Origin of the sequence: Cellulosimicrobium sp. RS, assembly GCF_046159675.1 — a bacterium.
Taxonomy (GTDB): domain Bacteria; phylum Actinomycetota; class Actinomycetes; order Actinomycetales; family Cellulomonadaceae; genus Cellulosimicrobium; species Cellulosimicrobium funkei.
On record NZ_JBJXVU010000006.1, the window covers coordinates 198,621 to 224,572 of the forward strand.

At 72.6% G+C, this 25,952-nt stretch carries 20 protein-coding genes; 3 read left to right on the forward strand and 17 right to left on the reverse strand.

Annotated elements, in window-relative coordinates:
- Nucleotides 1-82: 82 nt before the first annotated feature.
- The gene (locus tag ACI769_RS11290) at nt 83-412 is read right to left on the reverse strand and encodes a WhiB family transcriptional regulator (protein ID WP_021482334.1); all 330 of its coding nucleotides are present in this window, start codon (nt 410-412) and stop codon (nt 83-85) included.
- Nucleotides 413-590: 178 nt separating this feature from the next.
- Between ACI769_RS11290 and ACI769_RS11295 the strand changes: the two genes are divergently transcribed.
- On the forward strand, nt 591-1,388 hold the full coding sequence (locus ACI769_RS11295) for a TIGR03089 family protein (protein WP_051027628.1): 798 nt from the start codon (nt 591-593) through the stop codon (nt 1,386-1,388).
- A gap of 34 nt (nt 1,389-1,422) precedes the next feature.
- Here the strand turns inward: ACI769_RS11295 and ACI769_RS11300 are convergent, their stop codons facing one another.
- The 10 genes from ACI769_RS11300 to ACI769_RS11345 form a co-directional block, all read right to left on the reverse strand.
- On the reverse strand, nt 1,423-2,145 hold the full coding sequence (locus ACI769_RS11300; RefSeq protein ID WP_034650565.1) for an ABC transporter ATP-binding protein: 723 nt from the start codon (nt 2,143-2,145) through the stop codon (nt 1,423-1,425).
- Entirely contained in the window at nt 2,145-2,999 is an 855-nt protein-coding gene (locus ACI769_RS11305; RefSeq protein ID WP_034650568.1) for an ABC transporter permease, read from the reverse strand. Before ACI769_RS11305 ends, ACI769_RS11300 begins: the two co-directional genes overlap by 1 nt.
- Nucleotides 2,996-4,993: a glycosyltransferase gene (locus tag ACI769_RS11310; protein ID WP_409141596.1), complete on the reverse strand. Its 1,998-nt coding sequence runs from the start codon at nt 4,991-4,993 to the stop codon at nt 2,996-2,998. Before ACI769_RS11310 ends, ACI769_RS11305 begins: the two co-directional genes overlap by 4 nt.
- Complete coding sequence (gene glf, locus ACI769_RS11315; RefSeq protein ID WP_409141597.1) at nt 4,990-6,177, reverse strand: UDP-galactopyranose mutase; 1,188 nt, start codon at nt 6,175-6,177, stop codon at nt 4,990-4,992. The genes ACI769_RS11310 and glf overlap by 4 nt, the downstream gene beginning before the upstream one ends.
- Nucleotides 6,178-6,289: 112 nt before the next feature.
- Nucleotides 6,290-8,263 (reverse strand): DUF6541 family protein, encoded by a 1,974-nt coding sequence (locus tag ACI769_RS11320; protein ID WP_409141598.1) that lies wholly within the window; start codon nt 8,261-8,263, stop codon nt 6,290-6,292.
- Nucleotides 8,264-8,278: 15 nt separating this feature from the next.
- Nucleotides 8,279-9,166 (reverse strand): glycosyltransferase, encoded by an 888-nt coding sequence (locus ACI769_RS11325; protein WP_051027626.1) that lies wholly within the window; start codon nt 9,164-9,166, stop codon nt 8,279-8,281.
- Entirely contained in the window at nt 9,163-10,128 is a 966-nt protein-coding gene (locus ACI769_RS11330) for a glycosyltransferase (protein WP_409141599.1), read from the reverse strand. Before ACI769_RS11330 ends, ACI769_RS11325 begins: the two co-directional genes overlap by 4 nt.
- Nucleotides 10,125-11,423 carry a nucleotide sugar dehydrogenase gene (locus ACI769_RS11335; RefSeq protein ID WP_409141600.1) on the reverse strand — a complete coding sequence of 433 codons (1,299 nt, stop codon included), beginning with the start codon at nt 11,421-11,423 and terminating at the stop codon, nt 10,125-10,127. Before ACI769_RS11335 ends, ACI769_RS11330 begins: the two co-directional genes overlap by 4 nt.
- A gap of 56 nt (nt 11,424-11,479) precedes the next feature.
- On the reverse strand, nt 11,480-12,565 hold the full coding sequence (locus ACI769_RS11340) for a hypothetical protein (protein WP_034650588.1): 1,086 nt from the start codon (nt 12,563-12,565) through the stop codon (nt 11,480-11,482).
- Nucleotides 12,562-13,656 (reverse strand): glycosyltransferase, encoded by a 1,095-nt coding sequence (locus tag ACI769_RS11345; RefSeq protein WP_409141601.1) that lies wholly within the window; start codon nt 13,654-13,656, stop codon nt 12,562-12,564. The genes ACI769_RS11340 and ACI769_RS11345 overlap by 4 nt, the downstream gene beginning before the upstream one ends.
- 57 nt (nt 13,657-13,713) lie before the next feature.
- Between ACI769_RS11345 and wecB the strand changes: the two genes are divergently transcribed.
- Nucleotides 13,714-14,775 carry a non-hydrolyzing UDP-N-acetylglucosamine 2-epimerase gene (gene wecB, locus ACI769_RS11350; RefSeq protein ID WP_085387518.1) on the forward strand — a complete coding sequence of 354 codons (1,062 nt, stop codon included), beginning with the start codon at nt 13,714-13,716 and terminating at the stop codon, nt 14,773-14,775.
- A 16-nt stretch (nt 14,776-14,791) separates the two neighbouring features.
- Here the strand turns inward: wecB and ACI769_RS11355 are convergent, their stop codons facing one another.
- From ACI769_RS11355 to ACI769_RS11380, 6 genes are all read right to left on the reverse strand, one after another.
- Nucleotides 14,792-17,167 (reverse strand): glycosyltransferase, encoded by a 2,376-nt coding sequence (locus ACI769_RS11355; RefSeq protein WP_051027624.1) that lies wholly within the window; start codon nt 17,165-17,167, stop codon nt 14,792-14,794.
- On the reverse strand, nt 17,164-18,294 hold the full coding sequence (locus ACI769_RS11360; RefSeq protein WP_396052434.1) for a glycosyltransferase family 1 protein: 1,131 nt from the start codon (nt 18,292-18,294) through the stop codon (nt 17,164-17,166). Before ACI769_RS11360 ends, ACI769_RS11355 begins: the two co-directional genes overlap by 4 nt.
- A 28-nt stretch (nt 18,295-18,322) precedes the next feature.
- A complete protein-coding gene (locus ACI769_RS11365; protein ID WP_409141602.1) occupies nt 18,323-19,492 on the reverse strand; it encodes a glycosyltransferase family 1 protein in 1,170 nt (389 codons plus the stop codon).
- Entirely contained in the window at nt 19,485-21,278 is a 1,794-nt protein-coding gene (locus ACI769_RS11370) for an ABC transporter ATP-binding protein (protein WP_232322740.1), read from the reverse strand. Before ACI769_RS11370 ends, ACI769_RS11365 begins: the two co-directional genes overlap by 8 nt.
- Nucleotides 21,279-21,347: 69 nt before the next feature.
- Nucleotides 21,348-22,577 (reverse strand): hypothetical protein, encoded by a 1,230-nt coding sequence (locus tag ACI769_RS11375; protein WP_051027622.1) that lies wholly within the window; start codon nt 22,575-22,577, stop codon nt 21,348-21,350.
- 58 nt (nt 22,578-22,635) lie between these two features.
- Nucleotides 22,636-23,808: a glycosyltransferase family 4 protein gene (locus tag ACI769_RS11380; RefSeq protein WP_081895710.1), complete on the reverse strand. Its 1,173-nt coding sequence runs from the start codon at nt 23,806-23,808 to the stop codon at nt 22,636-22,638.
- A 116-nt stretch (nt 23,809-23,924) separates the two neighbouring features.
- Here ACI769_RS11380 and ACI769_RS11385 point away from each other — a divergent pair, with 116 nt between their 5' ends.
- The gene (locus ACI769_RS11385) at nt 23,925-25,919 is read left to right on the forward strand and encodes a SpoIID/LytB domain-containing protein (protein WP_409141603.1); all 1,995 of its coding nucleotides are present in this window, start codon (nt 23,925-23,927) and stop codon (nt 25,917-25,919) included.
- Nucleotides 25,920-25,952: the final 33 nt, after the last annotated feature.

Sequence of the window (25,952 nt, forward strand, 5' to 3'; positions counted from 1 at the left end):
CCCGGTGTGGCGGGTGTCGGCCACCCGTCACGACGGCACCCGTCGGCGACGCCGACGAGCCCTCCGGGCCGAGGCCCGGTCGTCAGACGACGCGGCGCTTGAGCTTGCGGCGCTCCCGCTCGGAGAGCCCGCCCCAGATGCCGAAGCGCTCGTCGTGCTCGAGCGCGTACTCCAGGCACTCGGCCCGGACCTCGCAGCCCGTGCAGACCTTCTTCGCCTCGCGCGTGGACCCGCCCTTCTCCGGGAAGAAGGCCTCCGGGTCCGTCTGGGCGCACAGCGCGCGCTCCTGCCACCCCATGAGCGAGTCGTCGACCGGCTCACCGAAGAGCGGCAGCACCGGTGCCACGCGCTCCACCTCTCGCTCAGCGTCGGAGGGGAAGACCCCGCCCGTCCCGTCCAGCATGTTCCACATTGCTCGCCCCTTCATGCCGTTCGCCGGGCCTCGAGCGAGAACCAGGCAGGAAACTGCATTGAAGAAATTACACGCGTGTCATCCGCGGGCGTCAAGCCGAAATGTGATAGCCCCGCGGAGGGCCCGGGTGAAACCACCACATCTCGGGTGTCGATATCAGCGCCCTAGGGTGGTGTCCATGGTGACCGCTCCCCACTCCCGCACCCCTCGCGACGGCCGTCCTGCCCACGTCTCTGACCTGCTCCGACTCGTCACGCGCGACCCGGGTCGGCCCCGTCTCACGTGGTACGGGGACGACGGCGAGCGCGTCGAGCTCTCCGGCGCGGTGCTCGAGAACTGGGTCAACAAGACGACGAACCTGCTCGTCGAGGAATTCGACGCCGGCCCCGGAACGCGGGTCGTTCTCGATCTTCCCGTGCATTGGCGCACCGTCGTCTGGGCGTTGGCTGCATGGCGCGTGGGAGCCACCGTGGTCCTGGTCGACGAGAATGCCACCGGTCCGGGCACCACGCACGCCGAGGTGGTCGTCACGCACCGTCCCGACGCGTGGACGGGTTCCGGCGCGGAGCTCGTCGCCGTGGCTCTCCCTGCCCTGGCGCGCCGGTTCGACGACGCTCTGCCCCCCGGGGCGATCGACGCCGCGTCGGCGGTGATGAGCTACGGGGACCGGCTCGGCTGGGCACCCGAGCCGGATCCGACGCTGGACGCGCTCGTGGACCCGCGCGCGGACGGACCCCTCGTCGTCCGCCACGAGAGCCTCGTGCCGCCCTCCGCCGGCGTCGGGGACGCCGGGCCGGGGCCGCGCGCCCTCGTCGGGCTGGAGGTCGGCTCGGTCGCCTCCACGCTGCGCGAGGTTCTCGCCCTCCTGGCCGCCGACGGGTCCGCGGTCGCGCTCTCCCCTGCCACGGCCGGTCTGCTGTCGGCCGACGAGCAGCGGCTCCAGCGCCTCGTGTCGACCGAGCGCGTCACCCGCTGACGCGCTCGGCCGAGGCCGTGGACCGCGCAGGCCGTCAGTCGCCGCGCATCTTCTCCACGACGGCGTGCGACTCGCCGTCCGCGACGACCACACCCTTCTCGAGGAGGACGCCGCGGTCGCACAGGTCGGCGACCATGTCGAGGTCGTGGCTGACGATCACCAGCGTGCGGCCCTCGTCGCGCAGCTGGCGCACACGCTCGAGACACTTGCGCTGGAACGGCTCGTCCCCCACCGCGAGGATCTCGTCGATGAGGAAGACCTCCGGGTCGGAGTGCACCGCGACGGCGAACGCGAGCCGCAGGAACATGCCGGAGGAGTAGAACTTCACCTCGGTGTCGATGAACTTCTCGATCTCGCTGAACGCGACGATCTCGTCGAACCGCTGCTCCACCTGCTTCTCGGACATCCCGAGGATCGCACCGTTCAGCAGGACGTTCTCGCGACCGGTCAGGTCGGGGTGGAAGCCCGCACCGACCTCGATGAGACCCGCGACCCGCCCCCGCGTGCCGATCGAGCCCGCGTCGGGCTGCAGCACGCCGGAGATGAGCTTGAGCAGGGTCGACTTGCCGGAGCCGTTGAACCCCAGCAGCGCGACCGTCTCGCCCTCCTCGACGGTGAGCGAGACGTCGTCGAGCGCGAGGAAGGTGTCGGACAGGTCCTTGCCCCGGACCATCGCGACGGCCAGCTCCTTGAGAGAGCGGTTGTGCCGCAGCGTGAACCGCTTCTGGACGTGAGAGATCTCGATGGACGACGTCATCACAGCTCCTGCGCGAAGCGCCCCTCGAGGCGCCGGAAGACGGACTGCCCGAGGAACACGACCACGACCGAGATGGCGAGGCCGACGAAGCCCCACATCCACAGGTTCGGCGGCATCGCGGCGGTGCGCGACGTGGCGGGGAACCAGAAGCAGTAGTGGAAGAGCTCCACGGCGGCCGTGATGGGGTTGAGCTGGTAGACGGTGAAGAGCCAGCCGGGCAGCGTGTCCCGGACCATCTCCCAGCTGTACAGGATCGGCGACGCCCAGGTGGCGACCATCACGATGAGGTCGACGAAGTTCTCGGCGTCGCGGTAGAAGACGTTGATCGCACCGGCTAAGAGCCCCAGCCCGAGCGCGAGCGTCGCGATGATCACCAGCCCCAGCAGACCCGCCGCGACCTCCGCCGGGTTCGGCCTCCACCCCGCGATCACCGTACCGACCAGCAGGACGACGAGCTGCGGGAAGAAGTGCACCGCCGAGACGTAGATCGACGCCACCGGGAACAGCTCGCGCGGCAGGTAGATCTTCCGCACGAGCGGCGCGTTCCAGACGATGGAGCGCGTCGCGTTGCCGAAGCCCTCGCCGAAGAAGTTGATGACGACGATGCCCGAGAAGAGGTAGACCGCGTAGTCCTCGATCTGGTCGCCCAGCCGGAGGAACAGACCCATCGCCACGAAGAACACGGCGAACTGGGTCGCCGGCTTGACGTACGACCAGGCCATCCCCAGCACCGACCCGCGGTAGCGGACCCGGAGCTCCTTGCGGACGATCAGGCGGAGGAGGAACCGTCGGTCGAGGACGTCGAGGAGACCTCTGCCCTGCCCGGGGGCGACGAGCGGAGCCGGTGCGTTCACGACGACGGCGGGTTGTCGGAGAAGGTCCGCTCCCACGCCTCGACGGACGTGATGCGCGGGAGCGCGTCACGGTAGGTGGTCCGCAGGTCGCCCCACCGCGCGAAGAGCTCCGCGTGGAGCTTCACGGCCTCGGTGAGCATCGTGCGCACGACCCGCGGGTCCCTCCGGTGCCAGGAGACACCGGTGCCCTCGGCGTTGGAGACGATCGCGGAGTCGTACTGCGACAGGCGCCACCACCGGGCGTCCTGGTGCGGGACGACGGCCTCGGGACGCTCCCGCTTGTTCTCCGGGACCGGCTTGGCGATCTGCCGGACGACGGTCTTCGCCGCCCACGGCCCCAGCATCAGGCGGCTGGGCATCTGGACGCCACGCCCCTTGTTCCGGGGCTTCGCCGCCGCGGGCGCGGGGAACTCGTCGAGGTCGGGCTTGAGCTGGGCGTCCGTGAAGTCCTGCGTGAGCCGACGGATCTCCGGGAGCTTCGTCCCGATCATCCCGTGCAGGCCGTCCGGTCCGGCGAGGACGTCCCGCATCGCGAGGATGCGCCCCTGCTCGGTGTAGTACTGCATCGAGATCAGGTGCTTGACGTCCATGTACGTGGACTCGCGGAGCACCCGCCCGCCCCGCTCGTACAGGGAGTAGAGCAGCGCCGTGATGAGCCGGTTGCGCTCGTGGAAGTACGACTGCCATCCCACGAGGTCGTCCTTGTCCCCCCACGACACGTGCCAGACGGCCGCCCCGGGGAGCGAGACCGTCGGGAAGCCGTGCGCCCGCGCACGCAGGCCGTACTCGGCGTCGTCCCACTTGATGAAGACCGGGAGGGACAGGCCGATCGTCCGGATCACCTCGGTGGGGATGAGGCACATCCACCAGCCGTTGTAGTCCACGTCCGCGCGCCGGTGCAGCCACGAGGTGGCCCGGAGCCCGCTCTCGCGGAAGTCGTGGCCGTTCTCCATGTCCGGGTGCGGGACGCCGGGCTGGATGCGCCACGGCTCGACGATCTCGCCGAAGGTGTGCAGGACCGAGCGGTTGTACATGTCGAACATGTGCCCGCCGACGAGCGTCGGCACCCGCGTGAAGTCCGCGAACGTCACGAGCCGCAGGATGCTCTCCGGCTCGAGGACGATGTCGTCGTCGAGGAGGATCACGTAGTCGCTGCGGCCGGCCGTGACGGTCTCGTACATGGCGCGCGAGAAACCGCCCGAGCCGCCGATGTTGGCCTGCTTGATGATGCGGAGCTGGTCGCCCATCTCCGCCGCCACGTCGGCGAAGCCGTCCTCGTCCTCGACGCGCTGCGACCCCTGGTCGACGATGATCAGCTCGTCGAGGAGCGCACGTACGGAGTCGTTCTCGGCCACGCTGCGGATCGTCTCGAGGCAGAAGTCCGGACGGTTGAACGTCGTGATGCCGAGCGACGTCCGGCCGTGCCGCGCCGCTTCGTCCTCGACCTCCCACACCGCGCTCTCGAGCACCAGGGGCTCGGTGCCGCCGATGAGGTCGAACCAGTACCACCCGCCGTCACCGAACCGGTCGAGCGGGAGGTCCACCGAGATCGTCTGGTCCCCCTCCACGTGGAACGACTCCACCCGGTGCTGGGCGCCCTTCGCGTTCGAGCGGTAGACCGTGAGGTTCCCGTTGCCCACGAGCTCGGCGGTCAGCCGGACGGAGCGCACCACGGTCCACCGGCGCCAGTACCCGGCGGGGAACGCGTTGAAGTAGCTGCCGAACGAGACGCGGCGCCCGGCCCGGACGCTCATCGACAGACGGCTGCGGATGTCCTGGGCACGGACGGACTCGGAGACGCGGGGGGCCGCGCCCGCGCCCGCGCCCGTCCGGAGCGACTCGAAGTCCGTCTTGGACGGTGCCGGTCGCGCCTCCCCCGCCTCGACGTAGAGGGCCAGGCTGTCGGAGTCGGACTCCACCGGGAAGATGACCCGCTGGACCGTCCGCATGGTCCCGCTCTGCGTCGTCGTCTGCTGCTCCTCGGTCGCCGTCACGCGTCGACCCCTCCGCTCTCGATTCGCGTGCCCCCGCCGAAGTGCGGCGCAAGCTTGTTGTCGACCACGGAGAGCGCTGCTCCGATGGCCATGTGCATGTCGAGGTACTTGTAGGTACCGAGCCGGCCGCCGAAGATCACGTCCGTCTCCCCCGCCGCGAGGTCGCGGTACTTGAGGAGGCGCTCCCGGTCCGCCGACGTGTTCACCGGGTAGTACGGCTCGTCGGCGCGGTCGGCGAAGCGGGAGAACTCCCGCATGATCACCGTCTTGTCCGTGGGGTAGTCCCGCTCGGGGTGGAAGTGCCGGAACTCGTGGATGCGCGTGTACGGCACGTCCGCGTCGGCGTAGTTCATCACCGGGGTGCCCTGGAAGTCACCGACCGGGAGGACCTCCTCCTCGAAGTCGAGCGTGCGCCACGACAGGTCGCCTTCGGCGTAGTCGAAGTAGCGGTCGACCGGCCCCGTGTAGACCACGGGCACGTTGCCCACGACGTTGCCCTTGCTCACCGGCTGGGACTCGTCGAAGAAGTCGACGCCCAGACGCACCTCGATGTTCTTGTGGTCGGCCATGCGCTCGAGCCACGCCGTGTAGCCGTCGACCGGCAGACCCTCGTACGTGTCGTTGAAGTACCGGTTGTCGTACGTGTACCGCACCGGCAGCCTCGAGATGATCGACGCGGGCAGCTCACGCGGGTCCGTCTGCCACTGCTTCGCCGTGTACTCACGGATGAAGGCCTCGTACAGCGGGCGCCCGATGAGCGAGACCCCCTGCTCGTCGAGGTTCTCCGGCTTCTTGCCGCCGAGCTCGGCGGACAGCTCCTTGACGAGCGCGCGCGCGGCGTCGGGGCCGTGCGCCGAACGGAAGAACTGGTTGATCGTGCCGAGGTTGATCGGCATCGGGAAGACCTCGCCACGGTGCGTGGTGTACACGCGGTGCACGTAGCTCGTGAACGCCGTGAAGCGGTTGACGTACTCCCAGACCCGTTCGTTCGACGTGTGGAACAGGTGCGCGCCGTAGCGGTGCACCTCGATCCCGGTCGACTCCTCGGCCTCGCTGTAGGCGTTGCCACCGATGTGGGACCGGCGGTCGATCACGAGGACCTTCCGGTCGAACTCTGCGGCGATCCGCTCCGCGACGGTCAGGCCGAAGAAACCCGAACCGACAACGACAAGGTCGGCGTCCACTCAATCTCCTTAGGTAGCACGCTGGCCGGGACAGCCTACGTGACCGGCACGGCCGGGAATGCCCGCAGCGGGTCGCGGGGAACGGTCAACACGGAACGTTCACGCGCGAGGACTACCCGCAGGACGTGATCGCGTACACCCGCGCCGACCCGCCCTCGTCGACGAGCTCGAGACCGAGCGGCAGGTCCTCGGGGTCGTCGAGAAGAGCCTCGTAGCGGACCTGGTTCTCGTTCTCCGGCCAGTAGGGCCGGGAGTCCGTGTAGAGGTGCGTCACCCCGGTCCGCTCCAGCGCTGCGCAGACGTCGTCGACGTCGCTCCGCGAGTCGAGCTCCGTCGCGAGGAGCAACTCGTCCGGCCCCCAGCTCCCGCTGATGTGCGGGAACACGACGTCGTGACCGGTGAGCCCGTAGACGAACGGCGCGCCGGTGAAGGGGGACCCCAGCACGACCGCGTCGTCCGGCAGCTCGTCCTCGAGGCGGTCGATCATGTCGAGCTCGTCCTGCGTGACCATGCCCCAGCGGCCCTCGGGGTCGGCGTAGTAGAGGTCGTACATCCACTGCCGTCCGTCCGCACGCAGCCACCCGCTGCCGACGACCACCGCGACGAGGGCGACGGCGGTGACCACCTCGGCCGCGACCGCGGCCCGACCGGCACCGCGGCCGTCCAGGGCGCGGCGGACCGCCTCGCCCGCACCCACCAGACCGAGCGCGGTCAACGGTGCCATCACCACCACGCAGAGCGCCCCGATGCGCAAGGGGTCCGAGTACCACGGGCCGACGACCCACTGGAGCGCGGGCAGCGGCGCGACGGTGAGCGTGTACATGCCCAGCACGATCAGCAGGCTGACCGTGAGCCACCGCCCCCGGCGCAGCAGGAACGTCGTGAGGATCCCCAGGACCACGAGGCCGAGCAGCCACCAGGCACGGTCCGTGTTCCCGTAGAGCATGGCGCCCTGCTGGGAGTCGGTGACGACGCTGAGGACGGCGTCGAGGCGCCCTTCGAGATGCTCACGCCGGTACGACGACACCGAGCGGACCAGAGGGGAGAACAGGAGGACGACGGCGAGCACGACGACCGCGACGGGGATCCCGACCACGACCGACCGCACCGCCCGGGAAGCCTCGCGGTAGCCGCGTGCGGCACGCCACCACGCCGCCGCCCACACCGGGGCGCTGAGCACCACGTAGGCGAGCAGCCCGTTGGGGTGGCAGACCGTGACCCCGCCGAGCACGGCCACGAGCCCCGTCAGCACCGCGGGTCTGCTGCCGGGGTCGGCCCCCGGCAGCGCGGCACGTCGCATCCCCGTCAGCCGGACGGTCAGGGCGAGCGCGACCGGCACGAGCGCGAAGGCGAGCGCGTTGGGCCAGAGCGTCCCGACCGACTGGATACGAGCGGGGAACGCGATGAACGCACCGCCCAGGCACATCGCCACGACGGGTGCGAGGCGGCTCGTCGGCACGACCGCACCGACCAGGCAGGCCAGCCCCAGCGGCCAGACGACCGCGGCCACCACGATGGCCGTGACGTTCACCGCGGCCGGGATCGAGTCGCCGACGACGAGCGCGACGAGGTCGTGCCACCCGGCCGGGTAGAAGCGCTCGACCTGCGGGTTGCTCGACACCGCGCCGAGGTGGAGCGTCGACCCGTCACCCGTCTCCAGGATCCATCGCACCGCGTTCACGTGGAAGGGCGTGTCCCACGTCTGGGCGGGCATCCCGGGGTCGATCATGCCGCGCTTGATCGGGAGCGCCGCGAGGGGAGCCGACACGACGAGACCCACGAGGGTCCACAGCGTGGAGGGCGGGGAGGCGGCGTCGGTCGGCCAGCGGCTGCCGAGCAGGCGTCGCAGACCCAGCACGCACACCACCGCGACCACCGTGACCACGAGCGCACCGAGCCGGCCCCACGGCATCCCGACGAGATCGAGGAGCACCGCGCCGGCGCCGAGGACGGCGACGCTCGCCGCAGGGGCGACAGCGAGCAACCAGACGCGCCGCAGGCCGAGCGCCGCGCCGACGGCGAGGCCCGGCCCGAACAGGAACAGCAGCGCCCACCCGAGCTCGTCCAGGACGGACCACCAGCTCACCGAGCCCTCGATTCTTCACTCACGACGGGACCTCGCCCGGCGGTTCGCGTGCCGGGCGGGCATCAGCGGCTCCCGTCGGACCGCCACCGCGACCCATGCCCGATACAGGGCACGCCGGACCGGTTCGCCCAGGACACGATATCCGCCCCGGACGAGAACGTTGCGCACGAACTGCGCGAGCGTCGTGAACCCGATCGCCCGCATCCGCCGCTGCAGCTCGATCTCGGACCGCAGGAGCCGGCGTCCGCCGCGCCGTCGGTAGGCCCCGGCGTCGACGCGGTACAGCACGAGGGGGTCGGGGACGTTCGCCACCCGGGCACCGCGCGCGATCATGCGGGCGAAGAGCCAGTAGTCCTCGAGGAGGTCGAGGTGCTCGTAGCCACCGGCCTCACGGACCGCGCTGCGACGGAACACCACGGTCGGGTGGTTGAACGGGGACGCGAACCGGGCCCGTCGCACGATCTCCGCCTGCGTCGTGGGAGGCACGCGGACGAGCCCGTCGCCGGGCCGGCTGTCGTCGAGCTCCTCGATGGCGCTGCCCACGAGGTCGAACCCGCGCTCGAGGAGCGGCAGCTGGGCGGCGAAGCGCTCCGGGCGCGAGACGTCGTCGGCGTCCTGCCGGGCGACGACCTCGTGACGACAGCGCACGAGGCCGGCCTCCAGGGCGCGGGCGAGGCCGACGTTCGCCTCGAGCCGGACATGGTCGACCGGGACGGCGGAGGCGGCGACGAGCGCGAGGACGGCCTCGTCGAGCTCCGGGCCCGTCGGGCCGTCCTGCACCAGCACCACCTCGTCCGGCGGGAGCGTCTGGTCGGCCGTCACAGAGAGGAACGACCTCCGCAGGTGCTCGGGGTCGTCGCTGCGGTAGTACGGGAGAAGGACGGAGAACGGCGTCGTCGTCACGCCGTGGACCGTTCGAGCCGCTCGACCGAGGCGCTGACCAGACCGAGCCCGGCGAGGACCCGGCTGTTGGGCCGCGGGCGGCGGAACACCCCGTCCCGCAGCCCCTTCACCCCGGCCGCCAGGAGCGTGCGCCGGTCCTGCGAGCGCGCGGCGGTGCGCAGCCACCGTCGTGCGCTGGCCCCGGCGTACAGCACCCGCTCCGACGGCGAGAGCGACGACGAGCGGGTGAGCATCCAGATCTTGTTGCGCACCTCGTAGTAGAACCGAGGACCGGGGTCGGCGTCCGTCGCCCCGAAGGTCTTCGTCCGGTGCTCGACGACGCTCCGCGGCACGTGCAGACCGGTCCCCGAGCGCAGCAGGCGGGCGGAGTACTCGAAGTCGTCGTTCCAGATGAAGTAGTCCGCCACGGGCAGCCCGTGGTGCCGGACCGCGCGCGCGTCGACGAGCATCGAGACGAACGAGGAGGACCGTACCGGCACCGCCGCGACCGAGGCCGCGGACCGCACCTCGGCGCCCGCCGCGCCCGGCCGCCGCCGCGGCGTGTTCATCGGGTGGTCGCGGCCGTCGGTCCACACCACGCGGCTCCCCAGGAGCGCGACGGGCCCCCCGTAGCCGTCGCGCGCGGCCAGGAGCTCCTGCAGCGCCCCCGGCGTCGGGATCGTGTCGTCGTCCATGAGCCAGACCAGGTCGGCGGCCATCTCCTCGACCGCGTGCGCGAGGCCGACGGCGAAGCCCCCGGCACCGCCGGTGTTGCGTGCCAGCTCCAGCACGGTCGGCGCCACGCGGTGGGTCGCGGCGACGACCGCCGAGTCGTCCGGCGACGCGTTGTCCACGACGAGCACCGCGTCCACCGGCCGCGTCTGGACGGCGAGCGCGTCGAGCGCCTCCACGAGCAGGTCCCGGCGCGCGTACGCGACGACGACCGCGACGACCCGCGCCGGCGCGCCGCCCGAGGTGGTCACGCCGTCCCGCCCCCGAGCACGATGCGCGGCGTGCCGGACCAGCGCGCGGCGTCGGTGACCCGACGCCCGTCCACGACGAGGCGGACCCCCGGCAGGCGGTCCGGACCCAGCTCCGCGTACTCCGCGTGGTCGGTCTGCACGACGGCGAGGTCGGCGGCGTCGCCGTACGCGTACGGCTCGAGGCCCAGCGACCGCAGCTCGTCGTCGGAGTAGAGCGGGTCGTGGACGACGACGGTCGCGCCTCGCTCCTCGAGCGCCCGGACGGTGGCGAACACGCCGGAGAACGCCGTCTCCTTCACCCCGCCGCGGTACGCGGCCCCGAGCACCACGGCGCGCAGCCCCGAGAGGTCGCCCAGCACCTCGGCGGCGCGCTCGACCACGCGGTCCGGCATCGCGGCGTTCACGGCGCGGGCCTCGCGGACGATCGACGCCTTCGGGTCGACCGACAGGTAGAGGCGGGGGTACACCGGGATGCAGTGACCCCCGACCGCGATGCCCGGGCGGTGGATGTGGCTGTACGGCTGGGAGTTGCACGCCTCGATCACGGAGTACACGTCGATGGCGTGCTCGTCGGCGAACAGGGCGAACTGGTTCGCGAGGCCGATGTTGACGTCCCGGTAGGTCGTCTCGGCGAGCTTGGCGAGCTCCGCCGCCTCGGCGGACCCCAGGTCCCACACCCCGTTCGGACGGGCGAGGTCGTCGCGCTCGTCGAACGTGAGGACCGCCTCGTAGAACTCCCGGGCCCGCTGCGCGCCGGCCTCCGAGAGCCCTCCGACGAGCTTCGGGTAGCGACGCAGGTCCGCGAACACCCGTCCCGTCAGCACGCGCTCCGGCGAGAAGACGAGGTGGAAGTCCTCGCCCTCGCGCAGGCCGGAGACCTCCTCCAGGAGCGGCTTCCAGCGGTGGCGCGTGGTGCCGACGGGCAGCGTCGTCTCGTACGACACGAGGGTCCCGGGGGTCAGGTGCTCCGCCAGCGACCGCGTCGCGGCGTCCATCCAGCCGAAGTCGGGCTGCGCCGTCTCCTCGTCGACGAAGAGCGGCACCACCAGCACGACGGCGTCCGCACCCGGCACCGCGTCCCCGTAGTCGGTCGTCGCGCGCAGCCGGCCCGCGGGGACGAGCTCCGTGAGCTTCTCCTGGAGGTGGGCCTCGCCGGGGAACGGCTCCACCCCGGCGTTGACCTTCTCGACGACGGCGGGATTCACGTCGACGCCCACGACGTCGTGCCCCTGGTCGGCGAACTGGACGGCAAGGGGAAGCCCGATCTTGCCCAGTGCGATGACAGCGATGCGCATGGTGATCCTCAGTGGTGCGTCGTCAGGATGGTGGTCCGAGAGAACAATAGGCGTGCTCAGCGCGTCGCCAGAAACGAGGCCGCCATGAGTCGTGGCGGGGCCTCGCGGGCGAGGAGCCGTGTCAGGTCGCGCGGTGCCACCGTGTCCGGTCGCCCGTGCCGACGCCGACCGATCGATGCGGCGATCAAGGCCTCCGCGGCGACGTCGGGCGCGCGCACCGCGTCGAGGAGGCGACGGTCTGCGAAGGAGAGCACACGGTCGAAACCCGGAGCGGCCTCGTGCAGCGCGACGGCGACGGCCCGCAGGTGCCGACGCTCGTCCGTCGTCCAGAACTCGGGGGCTTGCCGGTGGAAGACCGCCCCGAAGACATGGATCCTGAGGATCTTGACCGCGACCGACCGACGCGCGGTGAGGTCCAGCGCGGCGAACCACGGCATCGTCAGCAGGTCGCCGACGAACGCGAGCTCGTCCCCGATCGACCGGGGCGCGTACGTCACCCGCTCGACGGCGTCGTCACCGATCACGTACGAGGGCCCACGCCGGTCCAGCGCCACGCGCGCGCCCGCCCACAGCGCGGTCGCGAAGGCGACGTCCTCCCCGACCGGGAGGCCTGCGCGCATCCGCAGGCCCAGGCGGTCGATCGTCGGTCGTGCCATGAGCCCGAGCGGCGCGCTGCGGTACGCGAGACGGTCCTTGACGAGGTCCAGGTCCCGGGCACGGCCGGGCCGTGCGGGCGGTGTCGGCACGCGGCTCCCGCTCGCGTGCCTCAGGCGCGGTACCACCGCCTCCGCCCCGGTCGCCCGCGCGAGCGCGAGCCATGACGCCAGGGCACCCTCCTCGAGCCAGTCGTCCGAGCCCATGATGCCCACGAAGGGTGCTTCGGCGTGGTCGAGACCGAGGTTGAACGGTCCGGCAGGACTCGGGATGCCGTCGTGCAGCTCGAGCAGCCTGACGCGGCCCCCGACCTCGTCGAGGATCCCGCTCCCCAGACCGTCGGCGATGCGCGCGCGGTCGATGTTGTGGCACACGACGGTGAGCCGGACCCGCACGTCCTGGTGATCCAGCACCGACGCGGCGGCCCGGGCCACGGGCCGCCTCGCGTCGTGGACGGCGACGACGACGTCGACCTCGGGAGCAGTCACCGCCGCGTTCCGCCGCGTGTCCGCAGGGCGTCCCGGTACGCCCCCGCGTAGCCGTCCTGCACGGCCTCCGGGCTGAACCTGTCCCCGATGGTGCCCGCGATCTGCGCGGCGTCGAGCACGCGCGTCCGGTCGTCCGTCGCGAGGATGGCGTCGGCGTAGGCCCCGGCGTCCTGGACTCCCACGAGGCTCCCGACCTCCGGCTCGATGTACTCGCCCTGGCCCCCGGTCGCGCCGACCACGACAGGCCGCCCGTGCACCAGCGCCTCAGCCGCCGAGACGCAGAAGTTGTCCGCCCGTGTGGGCAGGAAGAACATGTCGGCGTCCGCGAGGACGCGCGAGACGCCCCGGGCGTCCTGCACGCCGGCCAGGTGGACGCGGTCCGCGACCCCCAGCTCGCGGGCGCGCTCGAGGACGCGGTCGCGGAGCGGGCCCGAACCGACCCAGGTGAGGTCCGCGACGACGTCGCGCTCCCGGAGCGCGGCGATCGTCTCGACCGCGAGGACGGGGTCCTTCCTGTCGATCAGACCGCCCACGGCGGCCAGCCGCAGCGCCTCGGTCCGCGCGGGGCGCCCAGGGAGCGGCCGGGGAGCGGGCACGATGCACGGGACGATCACGGTGCGGCCCGTGCGGACCGCACGGATCGGCCGCGCCAGGTAGTCGCAGACGGCGGTCACGACGTCGGGCCGTGCCAGGAGCGGCCGCAGCGCCGGGAGCGCGACCCGCCAGGACGCGGGGAGCGTGGACGGGTTGGTCAGGCCCGACCAGTGCTCGGTGTGGACCCACGGCACGTCCGGACGGCCCAGCCCGAACGGGAGGAGCGCGGAGAACGCCATCGTGTGGACGAGATCGGCACCCCGGAGCAGAGGTCGGAGCTCCCGCGCCGCACGCACGACGTGATCGGGCCTCTGGGTCGACATCACGACGCGACGCACCGTGACGCCGTTCCGCTCGACGACGGCCTCGCCGTCGTGGTGCGAGGGGGGCACGAGATGGACGACCTCGACCTCGTGGTCACGCGAGAGCACCTCGACGTCCTTCTCGACGAAAGCACCGAGGGAAGGGCTCGACCCGGTCGGATACCACGTGGTCACGGCGACGATCTTCATCACGGAGGACGGTACCAGGGCGACCGGATAGCATCGTCGCCCGTGAAGCTCCTCAGCGTCGTCGGCGCCCGCCCCCAGTTCGTCAAGCTCGCCCCGATCGCTCGCGCCGCGTCCGCGGCGGGTGTCGAGCACGTCATCGTGCACACCGGCCAGCACTACGACCCGATGCTGTCCGACGTGTTCTTCCAGGACCTCGAGATCCCGGACCCCGACGTGCACCTCGGCGTCGGGTCCGGGAGCCACGGCGTCCAGACGGGCGCCATCCTGGGAGCTCTCGACGGCGTCCTCGAGGAGCACCGCCCGGACTGGGTGCTCGCCTACGGAGACACCAACTCGACGCTCGCCGCCGCCGTCGCCGCCGTCAAGCTGCACTTCCGACTGGCGCACCTCGAGGCAGGCCTGCGGTCCTTCAACCGACGCATGCCCGAGGAGCACAACCGGGTCCTCACCGACCACGCCGCGGACCTGTGCCTCGCACCGACCGAGGTCGCGATGGGGCACCTCGCGGCCGAAGGGCTCGCCGAGCGATCGGTCCTCGTGGGTGACGTCATGACCGACGTCCTGTTCCAGGTCCGCGACGCCGTCTCCGGCCAGCCCGCCGACCTCGTGACGGAGCTCTCCCTCGAGCGGGGCGGGTACTACGTCGCGACGCTCCACCGCGCGGAGAACACCGACGACCCGCAGCGCCTCCGCGCGATCGCCGACGCCCTGTCCTCGTTGGACCGCCCCGTCGTCCTCCTGGCGCACCCTCGTGTCGTCGCCAAGGCCGCGCTCCACGGCGTGACGCTGGACCAGGGCTCCCTGCGGGTGCACGCCCCGCTCGCCTACCCCGACCTCGTCGCCGCCGTGCTGGCGAGCGCCGGTGTCGTGACGGACTCGGGCGGTCTCCAGAAGGAGGCGTTCCTCCTGCGGGTGCCGTGCACCACCGTCCGCACCGAGACCGAGTGGGTGGAGACCGTCGACCTGGGCTGGAACGTCCTCGCGGACACGACCGAGGAGATCGCGGCAGCCGTCGGCCGCCCGGCGCCTCGGCCCACTGAGGCGGCGCCCTACGGCGACGGCGCGGCCGCCCGCCGGGTCCTGGAGGTCCTGGCGTCGGCGTAGCCGCCGGCGCCTCCCCCTAGTCCGGGACGTGCGGGTCGATCCACGCGTCGAGCAGGACGCGGGCGCTCATCTCGCCGTCGTGCACGGCACGGACGAACTCGCGCCCCGCGTCCGCGACCTCCGACCGTCGGCTCGCGTCACGCGCGAGGTCCTCGACGACCGCCTCGATCACGTCCGGCGCCGCCTCCACGACCGGGAGCTCACGACCGGCCGCGGCACGCACGGTGGCCCGGACGTCGTCCAGGACGTGCCCGACGACGACGCAGCCCGCCGCCATGGCCTCGCACGCCGCCACGCCGTAGGACCCCAGCCGGAACTGGTCGAGCACGATGTCCGCGTCGGCCCAGAGCGAGGGCATCCGCGACGACGGGACACCGGAGATCTCGCGGTACTCGATGATCCCGCGGTCGTGCAGGCGCTGCATCGCCGGGCGGATCAGCTCCGTCCCCTTGATGCCCGCGTTGCTCGGGACGTGCGCGACGACGGGGACGGATCTCTCGTCACCTCGGGCGACGGACCAGCGGTCCGGCTCGACGACGACCGGTACCCACGCCGCGCGAGGCAGGTCTGCCAGGAGGTCCGGCGTCGAGACGAAGAGCGGTCGGCCCAGCCGGTCCAGCAGGTCGATGTTCCGCCGCGCCTCCGCCTCGTGGCGAGCGACGTACATGTCGGGGTCCAGGTAGGGCGACCAGGGCGTCCGCCGGACGTGCCGAGACGGCAGCCTGACGTCCGTGCCGTGGGCGAGGTAGGCCGTGGACACCCCTGCGGCGGCGAGCTCGGCCCCCTCCGCCTCGACGTCACGCCAGAACAACCGCCCGAACAGCGGTCGCTCCGCCTCGACCAGCGCGTGGGTGAATCGACGCACGGCGGCGAGCTCGGCCTCCTGCCAGGCACGGGACCTGTGGTACACCGCCTCGGGCACCTCCGTGTCGGAACGGAAGGCGAAGCCTCGCGGGACCTCGACGCTCATGTTGCGCGCGCCGACGTCGGGCCGGGCCCGCTCCAGGGCGCGCGCCCACGCGTACCCCTGCTCCGAGTAGTTGACGGGACCGATGTAGACCCGCGTCGGGGTCGGCGGGAGCGAGGTGGGCGGAGGCACCGCGTCGCGACGGACGGCGCCGAAGCGCCACGCGGCGACGCGTCCGGGGAGGCTGCGGGGGTGGTCCGCGACGTAGTCGACGGCCGCGTTGACGCGGGGTGGGAGCTGCGTGCGCGGGGGCAGTCCCTTGCGAGCCCACGCCGCACGGAGCGCGGTCGCCGTCGTGGGCGGGCGACCAGCGCGCGACGGCTCGGGCGACCCCTCGGTACGGGCGCTGCCGGGCGCTCGGACGGTGACGCGTCGAAGGACGACCGCTCGCCGGCCCGGGCCGTCGACGTCGATCGTGCGCCACGGCGAGCGCGTCAGCGCGCGGTCGACCGGTGAGCCGTCGAGCCACCGGCGGGCAGCCGCCGCGACCACGTCGGCGCGGCGGCTGCGGGCCGCGCGGAGCAGCCGCGCGTCGGCCACGGACACCGCACCGGCCACCCGCGGCGCGAGCCGGACGATCCCCCGCACCACCCGGTCGAGGCACGCCAGGTCGTCGTCCTCCCACGCCTCCCGCTCCGGGCGTCGGGTCATCGCCGGGACGACGTGGAACCGCACGAGCTTGATCGCGACCGCGAGTCGTGCGCGCGGGCCCAGCGACGCGACCGTCGACGTCCCGAGGAGCCTCTCGACGGGCTCGAGCTCCGCGGCGGCCGGACGCGTCTCCAGCGTGACGCGCTCCGGCGCGTCGGCCCCCATGACGTACGCGGGGAGTCCGGGGTCGTGGTCGACGCGACCGCCCCCGGTGAGCAGCGCCAGCCCGAGCTCGATGTCCTCGCCGGTCCGCAGACCGGGCGTGAGCCTCGTCCCCAGCTTCTCCAGGTACGTCCGTCGCACGAGCCCCAACGGGGCGGTGCGGTACACGAGACGGTCACGGACCAGGTCGAGCGGCTCGGTGCGACCGCGGCGCACGAGGGGGTCGTGCGACCGTGCGCCGTCCTGGTGCCGGAGAGGGACCAGGAGATAGTCGGTGGAGCGCTCCTCGGCAAGGGCCACCCAGGCGTCGAGGGCGTCCGCCTCGACGAAGTCGTCCGAGCCCATGATGGCGACGTACCGCGCGTCCGCGAGCGCGAGCCCGTGGTTGAACGGACCGGCGGGCGACCTCTGCCCGTCGTGGAGCTCCACGACGCGGAGCCGGTCGTCCTCGGCGACGGCGCCGAGCGCACCGAGCACCTCGTCGGCACGGAGGTGGTGGGCGACGATCGTGAGCCGCATCGGCACCCGAGCAGCCAGCACGGACGCCGCGGCACGGCCGATCTCCCGGCGGAGGTCGTGCACCGCGACGACCACGTCGACGACGGGCGTCATGCGCGCACGCCCCGGGCGATCGCGTCCACGGCACGGACCCACCCGGCCACCTGCGTCTCCGCGGAGAGGTCGCGCGCGGCGGCCTGCGACGCCGCCTTGAAGGAGGCGACGCTCTCGGGCGTGAGCCTCCCCACCGCGTCCGCGAGGGCCCCGGCGGTGAAGTCCTCGGTCACCAGCCCCAGACCGCGCGCACGGACGACCTCGGCCATCTCGGGCGTCGGGCCGACCACGAGCGCCAGCCGCGCCTGGACGTAGTCGAAGAACTTGTTCGGCAGGGCGAACCGGTTGTTGAAGTTGACGGGCGGAAGGACGTGCACGCCGACGTCGTACGTGTTGAGGGTCGCGACGAGCCGCTCGTACGGCACGGCGTCGTGCACGCGCGTGCGGCTCCCCGCGGCGGCGAGGGCGCGGAGCTCGTCGAGGTAGGCGGGCTCGTTGGGCGCGAGGTAGAGGTCGAGGGTCACCGGGGCGGCTGCGTCCTCGACCGCCTCGATGAGGAGCCCGAGGTCGCGGTTCCTCAGCGCCGCACCGCTGTGGACGACACGGACCGTCTCCCCCACGGCGCCCGGAGCGAGGTCGGCGTACGGGGTCGCGTTGGTGACGACACCCGGGCGGAAGCCGAAGTCGTCCTCGTACTGCCGGGCGAGCCCCTGACCCACGGTCGTGGTCGACGCGACCCGACGCACGTACCGGCGGCACAGCCAGCGCACGTAGGGCGCCCGCCAGAACACCCAGGCGCGGACGTCGTCGTGCAGACGCGGGGAGTACTCGTGCAGGTCGGCGTGGACGCGGCCGGGCGGTGCCAGCTCGAGCGCGAGCGGCACCGTCTCCACGTCGTCGGCGAGCACCACGTCGAACGACCGGCCCGCGAGAAGCCGACGCGCCGCACGGACGGCGCCGGTCGACGAGTACGCGGCGCGGTACAGCCGTGCCGCCAGGAGCCGGAAGTTCGTGTCGTCCGCGCGGACGCCGTCCGGGATCCGCAGGTGCTCGACGCCGCCCGGCGCAGGACCGTACCCGCACGTCGTCACCTGGTAGTCGTCCTGGAACGCGTGGACCTGCTTGAGGACCCGCGCGTCCGAGGCGATCGGCGAGAAGGACAGGATGAGAAGACGGGGACGAGACACAGGGCTCCTCGGCTGGTGGCTGCTCGGGTCAGGCGCGGCCGCGCCGGTCGACGATGGCGTCGATCGCCTCCGACCAGACGCCGACGACGTTCTCGGCCGAGTACGTCGTGGCGGCGCCGTCCGCCGCGTCCTTCCACCGCGCCACCTCTTCGGCCCCCAGGTCGTCGAGGACACGGCGCAGGTCTGCGGCCTCGAAGCCGTCGGCGACCGTCCCGGCACCCGTCGTCCTGACCAGGGCCGCCATCTCGGGCGAGGGCCCCACGACGACTCCGAGCCGTGCCTGCAGGAAGTCGAAGATCTTGTTGGGCAGCGCGAAACGGCTGTTCACCGTCTGCGGCTCGAGGAGGTAGACGCCGACGTCGAACCGGTTGAGCGAGCGCACGAGCTCCGGTTGCGGCACCGGGTCGTGCACGGTCACCCGCCCGTCCGTGCCGGCCGCCCGGGCACGGAGCTCGTCCACGTACGCCTTGTTCGTCGGGACGAGGAACAGATCGAGGGTCACGTCGGCCCGCGTCGTCAGCGCCGCCTCGACGAGCTTGTGGATCCCCCGCGAGGGTGCGCCGACCCCCGCGTGCACGAGGCGGAGGGGACGGCCGACGGCGCCGGGCTCGAGCGCGTGGAACGGCGGGACGTTCGGCACCACGGCGGGCTCGAACCCGCAACGGCTCGCGTACTCTCGCGCGATACCGGGCCCGACCGTGGTGGTCGAGGCGGCGCGGCCGGCGAGCCGGGTGCAGACCCAGGCGTTGTAGACGCCGGGAAGTCGCCGACGTCCCCGCAGCGCGGCCCCCTCGAGCGGCCAGAACTCGTGGAGGTCCACGTGGAGACGGTCGAGACCGACGAGGGTCCGAGCGAGGATGACCGTGTCCACGTCGTTCGCCAGCACCACGTCGAAGTCGCGGCCGCGGAGCCTCTGCCGGGCTTCCCGGGCCCAGGCGTTGCGCCAGTAGGCGGCGCGGTACAGACGGACGCTCTTGAGCGCCTCGGTGACGAGCCCTCGCACGCGCGCCCGCCGCGGGTCGGCGGGCACGACCGGGTCGGCGACCTGCACGTGCTCGACGTCGGGGTGGGGCTGCGGTCCGAACCCGCAGGTCGTGACGTCGTAACGCTCGGCGAACAGGCGGACCTGCTTGAGCACCCGGGCGTCGCTCGCGATCGGCGAGAACGAGAGGATGAGGAGGCGCGGCCGCTCAGACATCGGCCACCTCCAGGCCCGCCAGGCGCGCCTGCACCCGGAAGTCCGGGACGACCCGCTGGAGGTCCTCGAAGGAACCCGTGGCGAGGATGCGACCGCTGTCCATGTAGGCGATCGCGTCGAACGACCGGATGGTCGCGAGCCGGTGCGCGACCGCGATGATGGTGACCTCGCCCTGCAGGTTCCGGATGGCCTGCGCCACGGCGTCCTCGGTGCGTCCGTCGAGCGCGCTCGTCGCCTCGTCGAGCACGAGCACGAGCGGGTCGGAGTAGAGCGCCCGCGCGATACCCAGTCGCTGCCGCTGGCCGCCGGAGAGGTTCGCGCCCCGCTCCTCGAGCATCGCGTCGATCCCGCCCTCGCGGGTGTCGAGCAGCTCGTCGAGCTGCGCCCGTCGCAGCGCGCTGACCACGCGCTCGCGGTCGAAGTCGTCTCCCCACGTCAGCGCGACGTTCTGGGCGATCGAGGCGGCGAACACCGCCACGCTCTGCGGGACGTACGCCACCCGGGAACGCCAGCTCCTCTGCGCCTCGGCGATGGGGACGCCGTCGACCTCGACGGTTCCCGCGGTCGGCCTCGAGAGACCGAGGAGGATGTCGACGAGCGTCGACTTGCCGGCGCCGGACGGGCCGGCGATGCCGAGCGTGCTGCCGAACGGGATCGTGAGCGTCAGGTCCTCGAGCACGTCGGTCTGGGTGCCCGGGTACCGGAAACGGACGTCGCGGAGCTCGAGGTTCCGGGGCGCGTCCGGAAGCGTGCGGACGTCGGCCAGCTCGGCCTCTCGCGCGGCCGTCTGGGCGTCGGTGATGTCCGAGACGACGTTGCGGGCGTGGACCTCGTTCGAGCTCGCCTGCGTGAGGCTGGCCTGGACCCCGTTGATCGCCGGCAGCATGCGGAAGCCGGTGAGCGTGAAGAGCGCGATCGCGGCGACCGCCTCGTCCAGCCCTCCGGACGCGTACGAGATCCCGCCCACGATGAGCATGCCCACCATGAGCGCCGCCTCCATCGTGTACTTCGGCACGATCGACAGGAACGAGATGTTCGCGCGGGAGTGTGCGGCGTGCGAGCGGATCTCGCGCACGTGGAGGCGCACCGCGTCCAGCCGCCCGCGGAGCGTGAACTCCTTCAGCGCCTCGACGAGCTCGGTCATGACCCCGGCCGCGCGGTAGGCGTAGGTCCGGTTGGTGCGCCCGGCGGCGGCGACCTTGCGCGAGAGGTACGTCGACATGAAGACGCCGACGAGGACGAGGTAGGCCATCACGGCGAGCGCGCTGACCGGCTGCGCGACCAGCAGGACCGAGGCCACCGCGACGAACGTCAGGGCGTTCGTCGGGATCGTCGAGAGCGGGATGAGGAATCCCATGATCGTGTTGGCGATGCCCGTGTCGGCCACGCGCGTCAGGTCGGACGTGCTGCGCCGCGAACGCTCTTCCCACGTCAACCGGGTGTAGGCCTGGAAGAGGCGGTCACCGACCTCGAGCTCGTACCGGGCGAACCGGCGCGTCGCCCACCACTGCAGCAGCAGGGTCGCGGCGCCCTTCAGGACGATGAGCCCGCACGCGACGACGACGAACCAGACCGCCGCGTCGGGCGGGAACGTCCCCAGGACCGGCAGCTTGATCGGAGAGCCGGTGAGCGTCGGCGTCATCACGACCGCGAAGAGACCCATCGAGAGCACGTCGAGCAGTGCGAGGGCCGTGGAGGCAGAGATGAGTCGCAGGTAGAAGCGGGAGGTCCCTGGCGGGAGGATGCGCAGCACCTGCCGGGCGACGGAGTAGAGCGACAGCAACAAGGCTCCAGGGTCGGCACGGAGACGAGGAGCCACCATCGTCCCACACGACCGGGACGAATCAGGCCACGATCACGACGGCGGATCCACCCCGAGGAAGGGCGCCAACGCTGCGGCCGCGGCGCGCCCGTCGTGGAGTCGACGGACGAGCTCCGGGCCTCGGGACGCCGCGTCCCGGGCCGCGTCACGGTCGTCGAGGAGCCGCAGGAGCACGGCGCGCAACGACCCCGCCTCCGCCTGCACGACGGGCAGGTCCGTACCGGTGCTCCGACGTACCTCGTCGCGCACCTGGTCGGAGACGTGCGACACCACCACGCGCCCCGCCGCCATCGCCTCGCAGGCCGCGACGCCGTAGCTGCCCAACGCGAACTGGTCGAGCACGACGTCCGCCCGCCGGTAGAGCTCCTGCATGCCCGCGCGGTCGAGCCCCTTCGCCTGCCGGTACTCGATCATGCCGGACTCGTCCAGCTCGCGGAGCACCGGCTCGACGAGGTCGGTGCCCTTGAGCGACCCCCTGCTCGGCGCGTGGACGACCACCGGGACCCGGCGCACCATCGGCGCGGCCTCGACCGCCCAGGTGCTCGTGTCGACGCAGACGGGGAGCCACGTCGCCCACGGCACGTCGAGCAGGAGGTCGGGCGTCGACACGAACGCAGGGACGCCCCGGTCTCTCAGCTCCCGCAGCCGGGCCAGGTTGCTCGTCGCCACCGACTCGAGCACCGCGGCGTCGCCGTACGCGCCCCGGAACGGGGAGTGCTCCTCGCGCCGCGCGTGCGCGCTCGGCAGCCGGACCTCGCTGCCGTGGCTCAGCGTGGCCACGGAGACGCCGGCCGCGCGCAGCCGCGCCACCTCGTCCGCCGTTCCGCCCCGGGACAGTCGGGGGAACAGGGGGAGCTGCGCCTCGACGATGACGTGCGTGAACTTCTCGACGGCTGCCCGCTCCGCGCGCTGCCAGCTGCGGGACGTCCGGTAGACGTGGCCCGGCACGTGCTGGTCGGCCTGGAACCCGAACCCTCCGAGCGGAGCCATGTTCCGGGCCCCGACCCCGTCGAGGTGCCGCTCGACCGCACGGGCCCAGGCGTAGCCCTGACCGGCATAGTTGGCGGGCGCGACGTAGAGCCGGACGCGTGCGTCGGGGACGTCGACCGGCGGTGGAGGCGCGACGTACGGGCGGTGCGCGGCCCACGCCGCCAGTCGCTCCTCGACCGCCGGGGGCAGCGCCGACGACGCCCGCCCTGCGAGTCGGCGGAGTCCTCCCGGCGTGCGCTGGTAGATCCGGCCGAGGACGGACGTCAGTCGCACGGCGCGGCCCCCTCGTCCTGTCGGGCGGGAGCGACCGTCACGGCGGGTCGGACGCCGCTCACGGCCGGGCCCCGCGCGACGCCCCGCGGACGACCTCGGCGACCGTGCGCGCCCGAGCCCGTGCCGAGGCGTTCTCCTCGGCCCAGCGCGCGAGCCGCGTCCGCTCCGTCGGCGCCGGTTCCACGGCGAGAAGTTCGGAGAGGGCGCGGGCGACCTCGTCGACGTCGTGGTCCACGGCCGCACCCAGGCGGTCCTGACGGATCACCGTGCGCGCGGCGCCCGGTCCGGCGTAGAGCACCGGCGTGCCGGACGCCAGTCCCGCGTACACCTTCGTCGGGAAGGCGAAGTCGTACCCGAGTCCCGGTCGCAACGAGACGAGTGCCGCGCGCGCACCGCGGAGCCAGGCCGACGCCTCGGCGGGCGGGACGGTGCGGAGCATGCGCACCGCCTCCGCCCCGTCGGGGAGGGACCGCGCGACCCGCTCGATCTCCTCCCAGGCGCTCCCCTGGCCGAGGAAGACGAGAGTCGCGCCGGGGACCGCGGCTCGGACGGCGGGGAGCGCCCGGACGAAGACGTCGGCGCCCTGCCACTCGGAGGTGGTCCCGGCGTAGACGGCGTACGGCCCCGGCGGTCGGGACGCAGCCGGTTCGCCGTCTGGTCGGAACACCTCGGTGTCGATGCCGTTGCGCACGACGGCCACGTCGCGCGCCCCGAGCTCGCGGACCCGGTCCGCGACGCCGTCGGTCACGGCCACCACGCGGGCAGCGCCCCGCAGCACCCACGACTCGACGGCGCGCAGCGCGCGGACCACGGGCCCCGGGGCCGCTCCGCTGGTGTCCGCCGCGTCGGACCAGACGTCGGCGGCGTAGTAGACGTAGGGGATCCGACGCACCGCGCACGCGAGCCGCACCGCGACACCGGTCGTCGGGGGCGGCTCGGCGACGACGACGTCGAGCGACCGCGTCAGGAGGAGCCGGAGGAACAGCGGGACGTCGAAGCTCAGGTACTGGACGTACCCGCGCACGTAGCCCTGTCGATCGCGCAGGACGGGCCAACGACGGACACGCACCCGCTCCCCGACCGGTCCGGGAACCGTGCCCCGCGGTGCGGCGACCGTGAGGACCTGGACGTCGTGACCTTCCTCGGCCAGCGCCTCGGCCAGCGCGCGGAGCCGAAACGCTGCGGCCGCGGGCTCCGGGTCGTAGATCCTGCTGGCAAGCGCGACACGCACGCGGCGTCCTTTCCTCGCTGACGGGGCGGATTCATCCTAGGTGTTCGTGTCGCGCGAACCGGCGATGACGTCGTCGGATGCCTACGCTGGTCTCCGGATCGACAAGGAGCTCACACATGCATCGAAGGTCGCTCGTCGCGAGCGTCGTCACCGCGGCGATGGTCGCCGTCCTGGGCGTGACGTCGGCAGCGGCCGCTGCCGTCGTCACCACGTCCGAGAGGGTCTACCTCCCGCCGGGCGGCGCGGTGACGATCGCCGGGCACGGGTTCGGTCACGGCCGTGGACTGTCCCAGTGGGGTGCGCGCGGTGCGGCCACGCAGGGGGTCGGGTACCAGGACATCCTCGACTTCTACTACCCCGGGACGACGCGCGTCACGCAGAACAACGCGGAGATCCGGGTGCTCGTCTCCGCGGACGACGACAACGAGGTCCGGGTCGTCGCGCAGGACGGCATGACGGCGTCCGACACCCGGAACACGAGACGGCCCATCGGGTTCCCCGGAGAGACCGTGACGCAGTGGCGCATCGTCCGGCAGGCCGAAGGTCTCTTCCTCCACGGGCTCGTCAACGGTGCGTGGCGGCCCTGGTCGCAGGGGGCGTCGTCGTCCTTCCTCGGCATCGAGGCGCCGTCGGGCACCGTGCGGCTGCTCCTGCCGAACGGCACGAGCAAGCTCTACCGCGGTTCCGTCCGAGCGGTCGAGGACGGAGCCGCACCACGCCTGCGGACCGTCAACGCGCTCCCCATGGAGTCCTACCTCCGCTCGGTGGTCCCGTCCGAGTCCCCGTCGAGCTGGCCCGCCGACGCCCTGCGGGCTCAGGCCGTCGCCGCGCGGACGTACGCGTCGTTCGACCGGGCCGCTCGTCCGAGCGCACCGTGGCACACCTGCGACACGACGTCGTGCCAGGTGTACCCCGGGTATCGCACCTACAACAGCGCCGGCGTCGTGACGACGACGCACGAGGCGAGCACGACGGACGCTGCCATCGCGGGTACGGCCAACCAGGTGCGGTACTTCGGCGGCGCCCCTGCCTTCACCCAGTTCAGCTCGTCGAACGGGGGCTGGACCGCGTCGGGGTCGCTGGCCTACCAGGTCGCCAAGCCCGACCCGTGGGACGCGATCGGGAACCCGGTGCACAGCTGGTCGCTCCGCGTCACGACGGAGAGGCTGCGCACCGCGTACCCGCAGGTGGGTACGCCCCGCTACGTCGAGACGTCGCGCAGGACGGGGGACGGCGAGTGGGGCGGCCGGGTCGTGGACGTCGTGATCGCCGGCTCGTCGGGCAGCGTCACCGTGTCGGGGAGCGCGTTCCGTTCCGCGCTCGGGCTCCGGAGCGACTGGTGGAAGCTGACCGGGAGCACCCGCCTGGACTCGGACACCACCGCCGACGGCCGCCCCGATCTCGTGGCCGTGATGAACGACGGGAGCCTCCGGTCGTACGAGGGCACGGGCGACGGCGGGTTCGCGGGCTGGCGCCAGGTCGGCAAGGGCTGGTCGGGCATGCGGCTGGTGGTGCGGGCCAACGATCTGACGAGCGACGGGCGCACGGACGTCCTCGCCGTCGACCAGACGGGCGTCCTGTGGCGGTACGAACCGGACGGCAAGGGCGGGTTCGGCTCGGCCACCAAGGTCGGGCCCGGGTGGGGCGGCTTCCGGATGATCGTCATGCCCGGGGACATCGACGGTGACGGTGCCGTCGACATGCTCGCCATCGACAGCGGCGGGGTCATGTGGCAGTACCCCGGTCGCGGCGACGGCAGCTTCCAGTCCCGGTTCCGGGTCGGTCCGGGCTGGGGAGGCATGACCGCGGTCCTCGGCGGTGGCGACTGGACCGGTGACGGTCGGGTCGACTTCGTCGCCCGAGCGGCGGACGGCCGACTCTTCCTCTACCAGGGCGGCGTGAACGGAGGATTCTCCGGCCGGCAGATCGGCACGGGCTGGTCCGGGATGCGGCTGCTGACGGTGGTCGACGACTGGGACGGCGACACCCGGCCCGACGTCCTCGCGTCCGGCAGCGACGGCGCGCTGCGGATCTACCCGTGGCTGGGCGACCGCTTCGGGTCGCCCCGCGTGATCGGGAGCGCTTGGGAGGTGGTCCGCGTCCTGAGCTGAACCCGCCGTGCGTCCCGGCGTCGTCGTGCGGCA

What these genes read in the sequence shown, in the direction of transcription:
- ACI769_RS11290 (WP_021482334.1), bottom strand. Translation starts at nt 412, where the DNA reads ATGTGGAACATGCTGGACGGGACGGGCGGGGTCTTCCCCTCCGACGCT.
- ACI769_RS11295 (WP_051027628.1), top strand. Translation starts at nt 591, where the DNA reads ATGGTGACCGCTCCCCACTCCCGCACCCCTCGCGACGGCCGTCCTGCC.
- ACI769_RS11300 (WP_034650565.1), bottom strand. Translation starts at nt 2,145, where the DNA reads ATGACGTCGTCCATCGAGATCTCTCACGTCCAGAAGCGGTTCACGCTG.
- ACI769_RS11335 (WP_409141600.1), bottom strand. Translation starts at nt 11,423, where the DNA reads ATGCGCATCGCTGTCATCGCACTGGGCAAGATCGGGCTTCCCCTTGCC.
- ACI769_RS11355 (WP_051027624.1), bottom strand. Translation starts at nt 17,167, where the DNA reads ATGACGCCCGTCGTCGACGTGGTCGTCGCGGTGCACGACCTCCGCCGG.
- ACI769_RS11365 (WP_409141602.1), bottom strand. Translation starts at nt 19,492, where the DNA reads ATGTCTGAGCGGCCGCGCCTCCTCATCCTCTCGTTCTCGCCGATCGCG.
- ACI769_RS11385 (WP_409141603.1), top strand. Translation starts at nt 23,925, where the DNA reads ATGCATCGAAGGTCGCTCGTCGCGAGCGTCGTCACCGCGGCGATGGTC.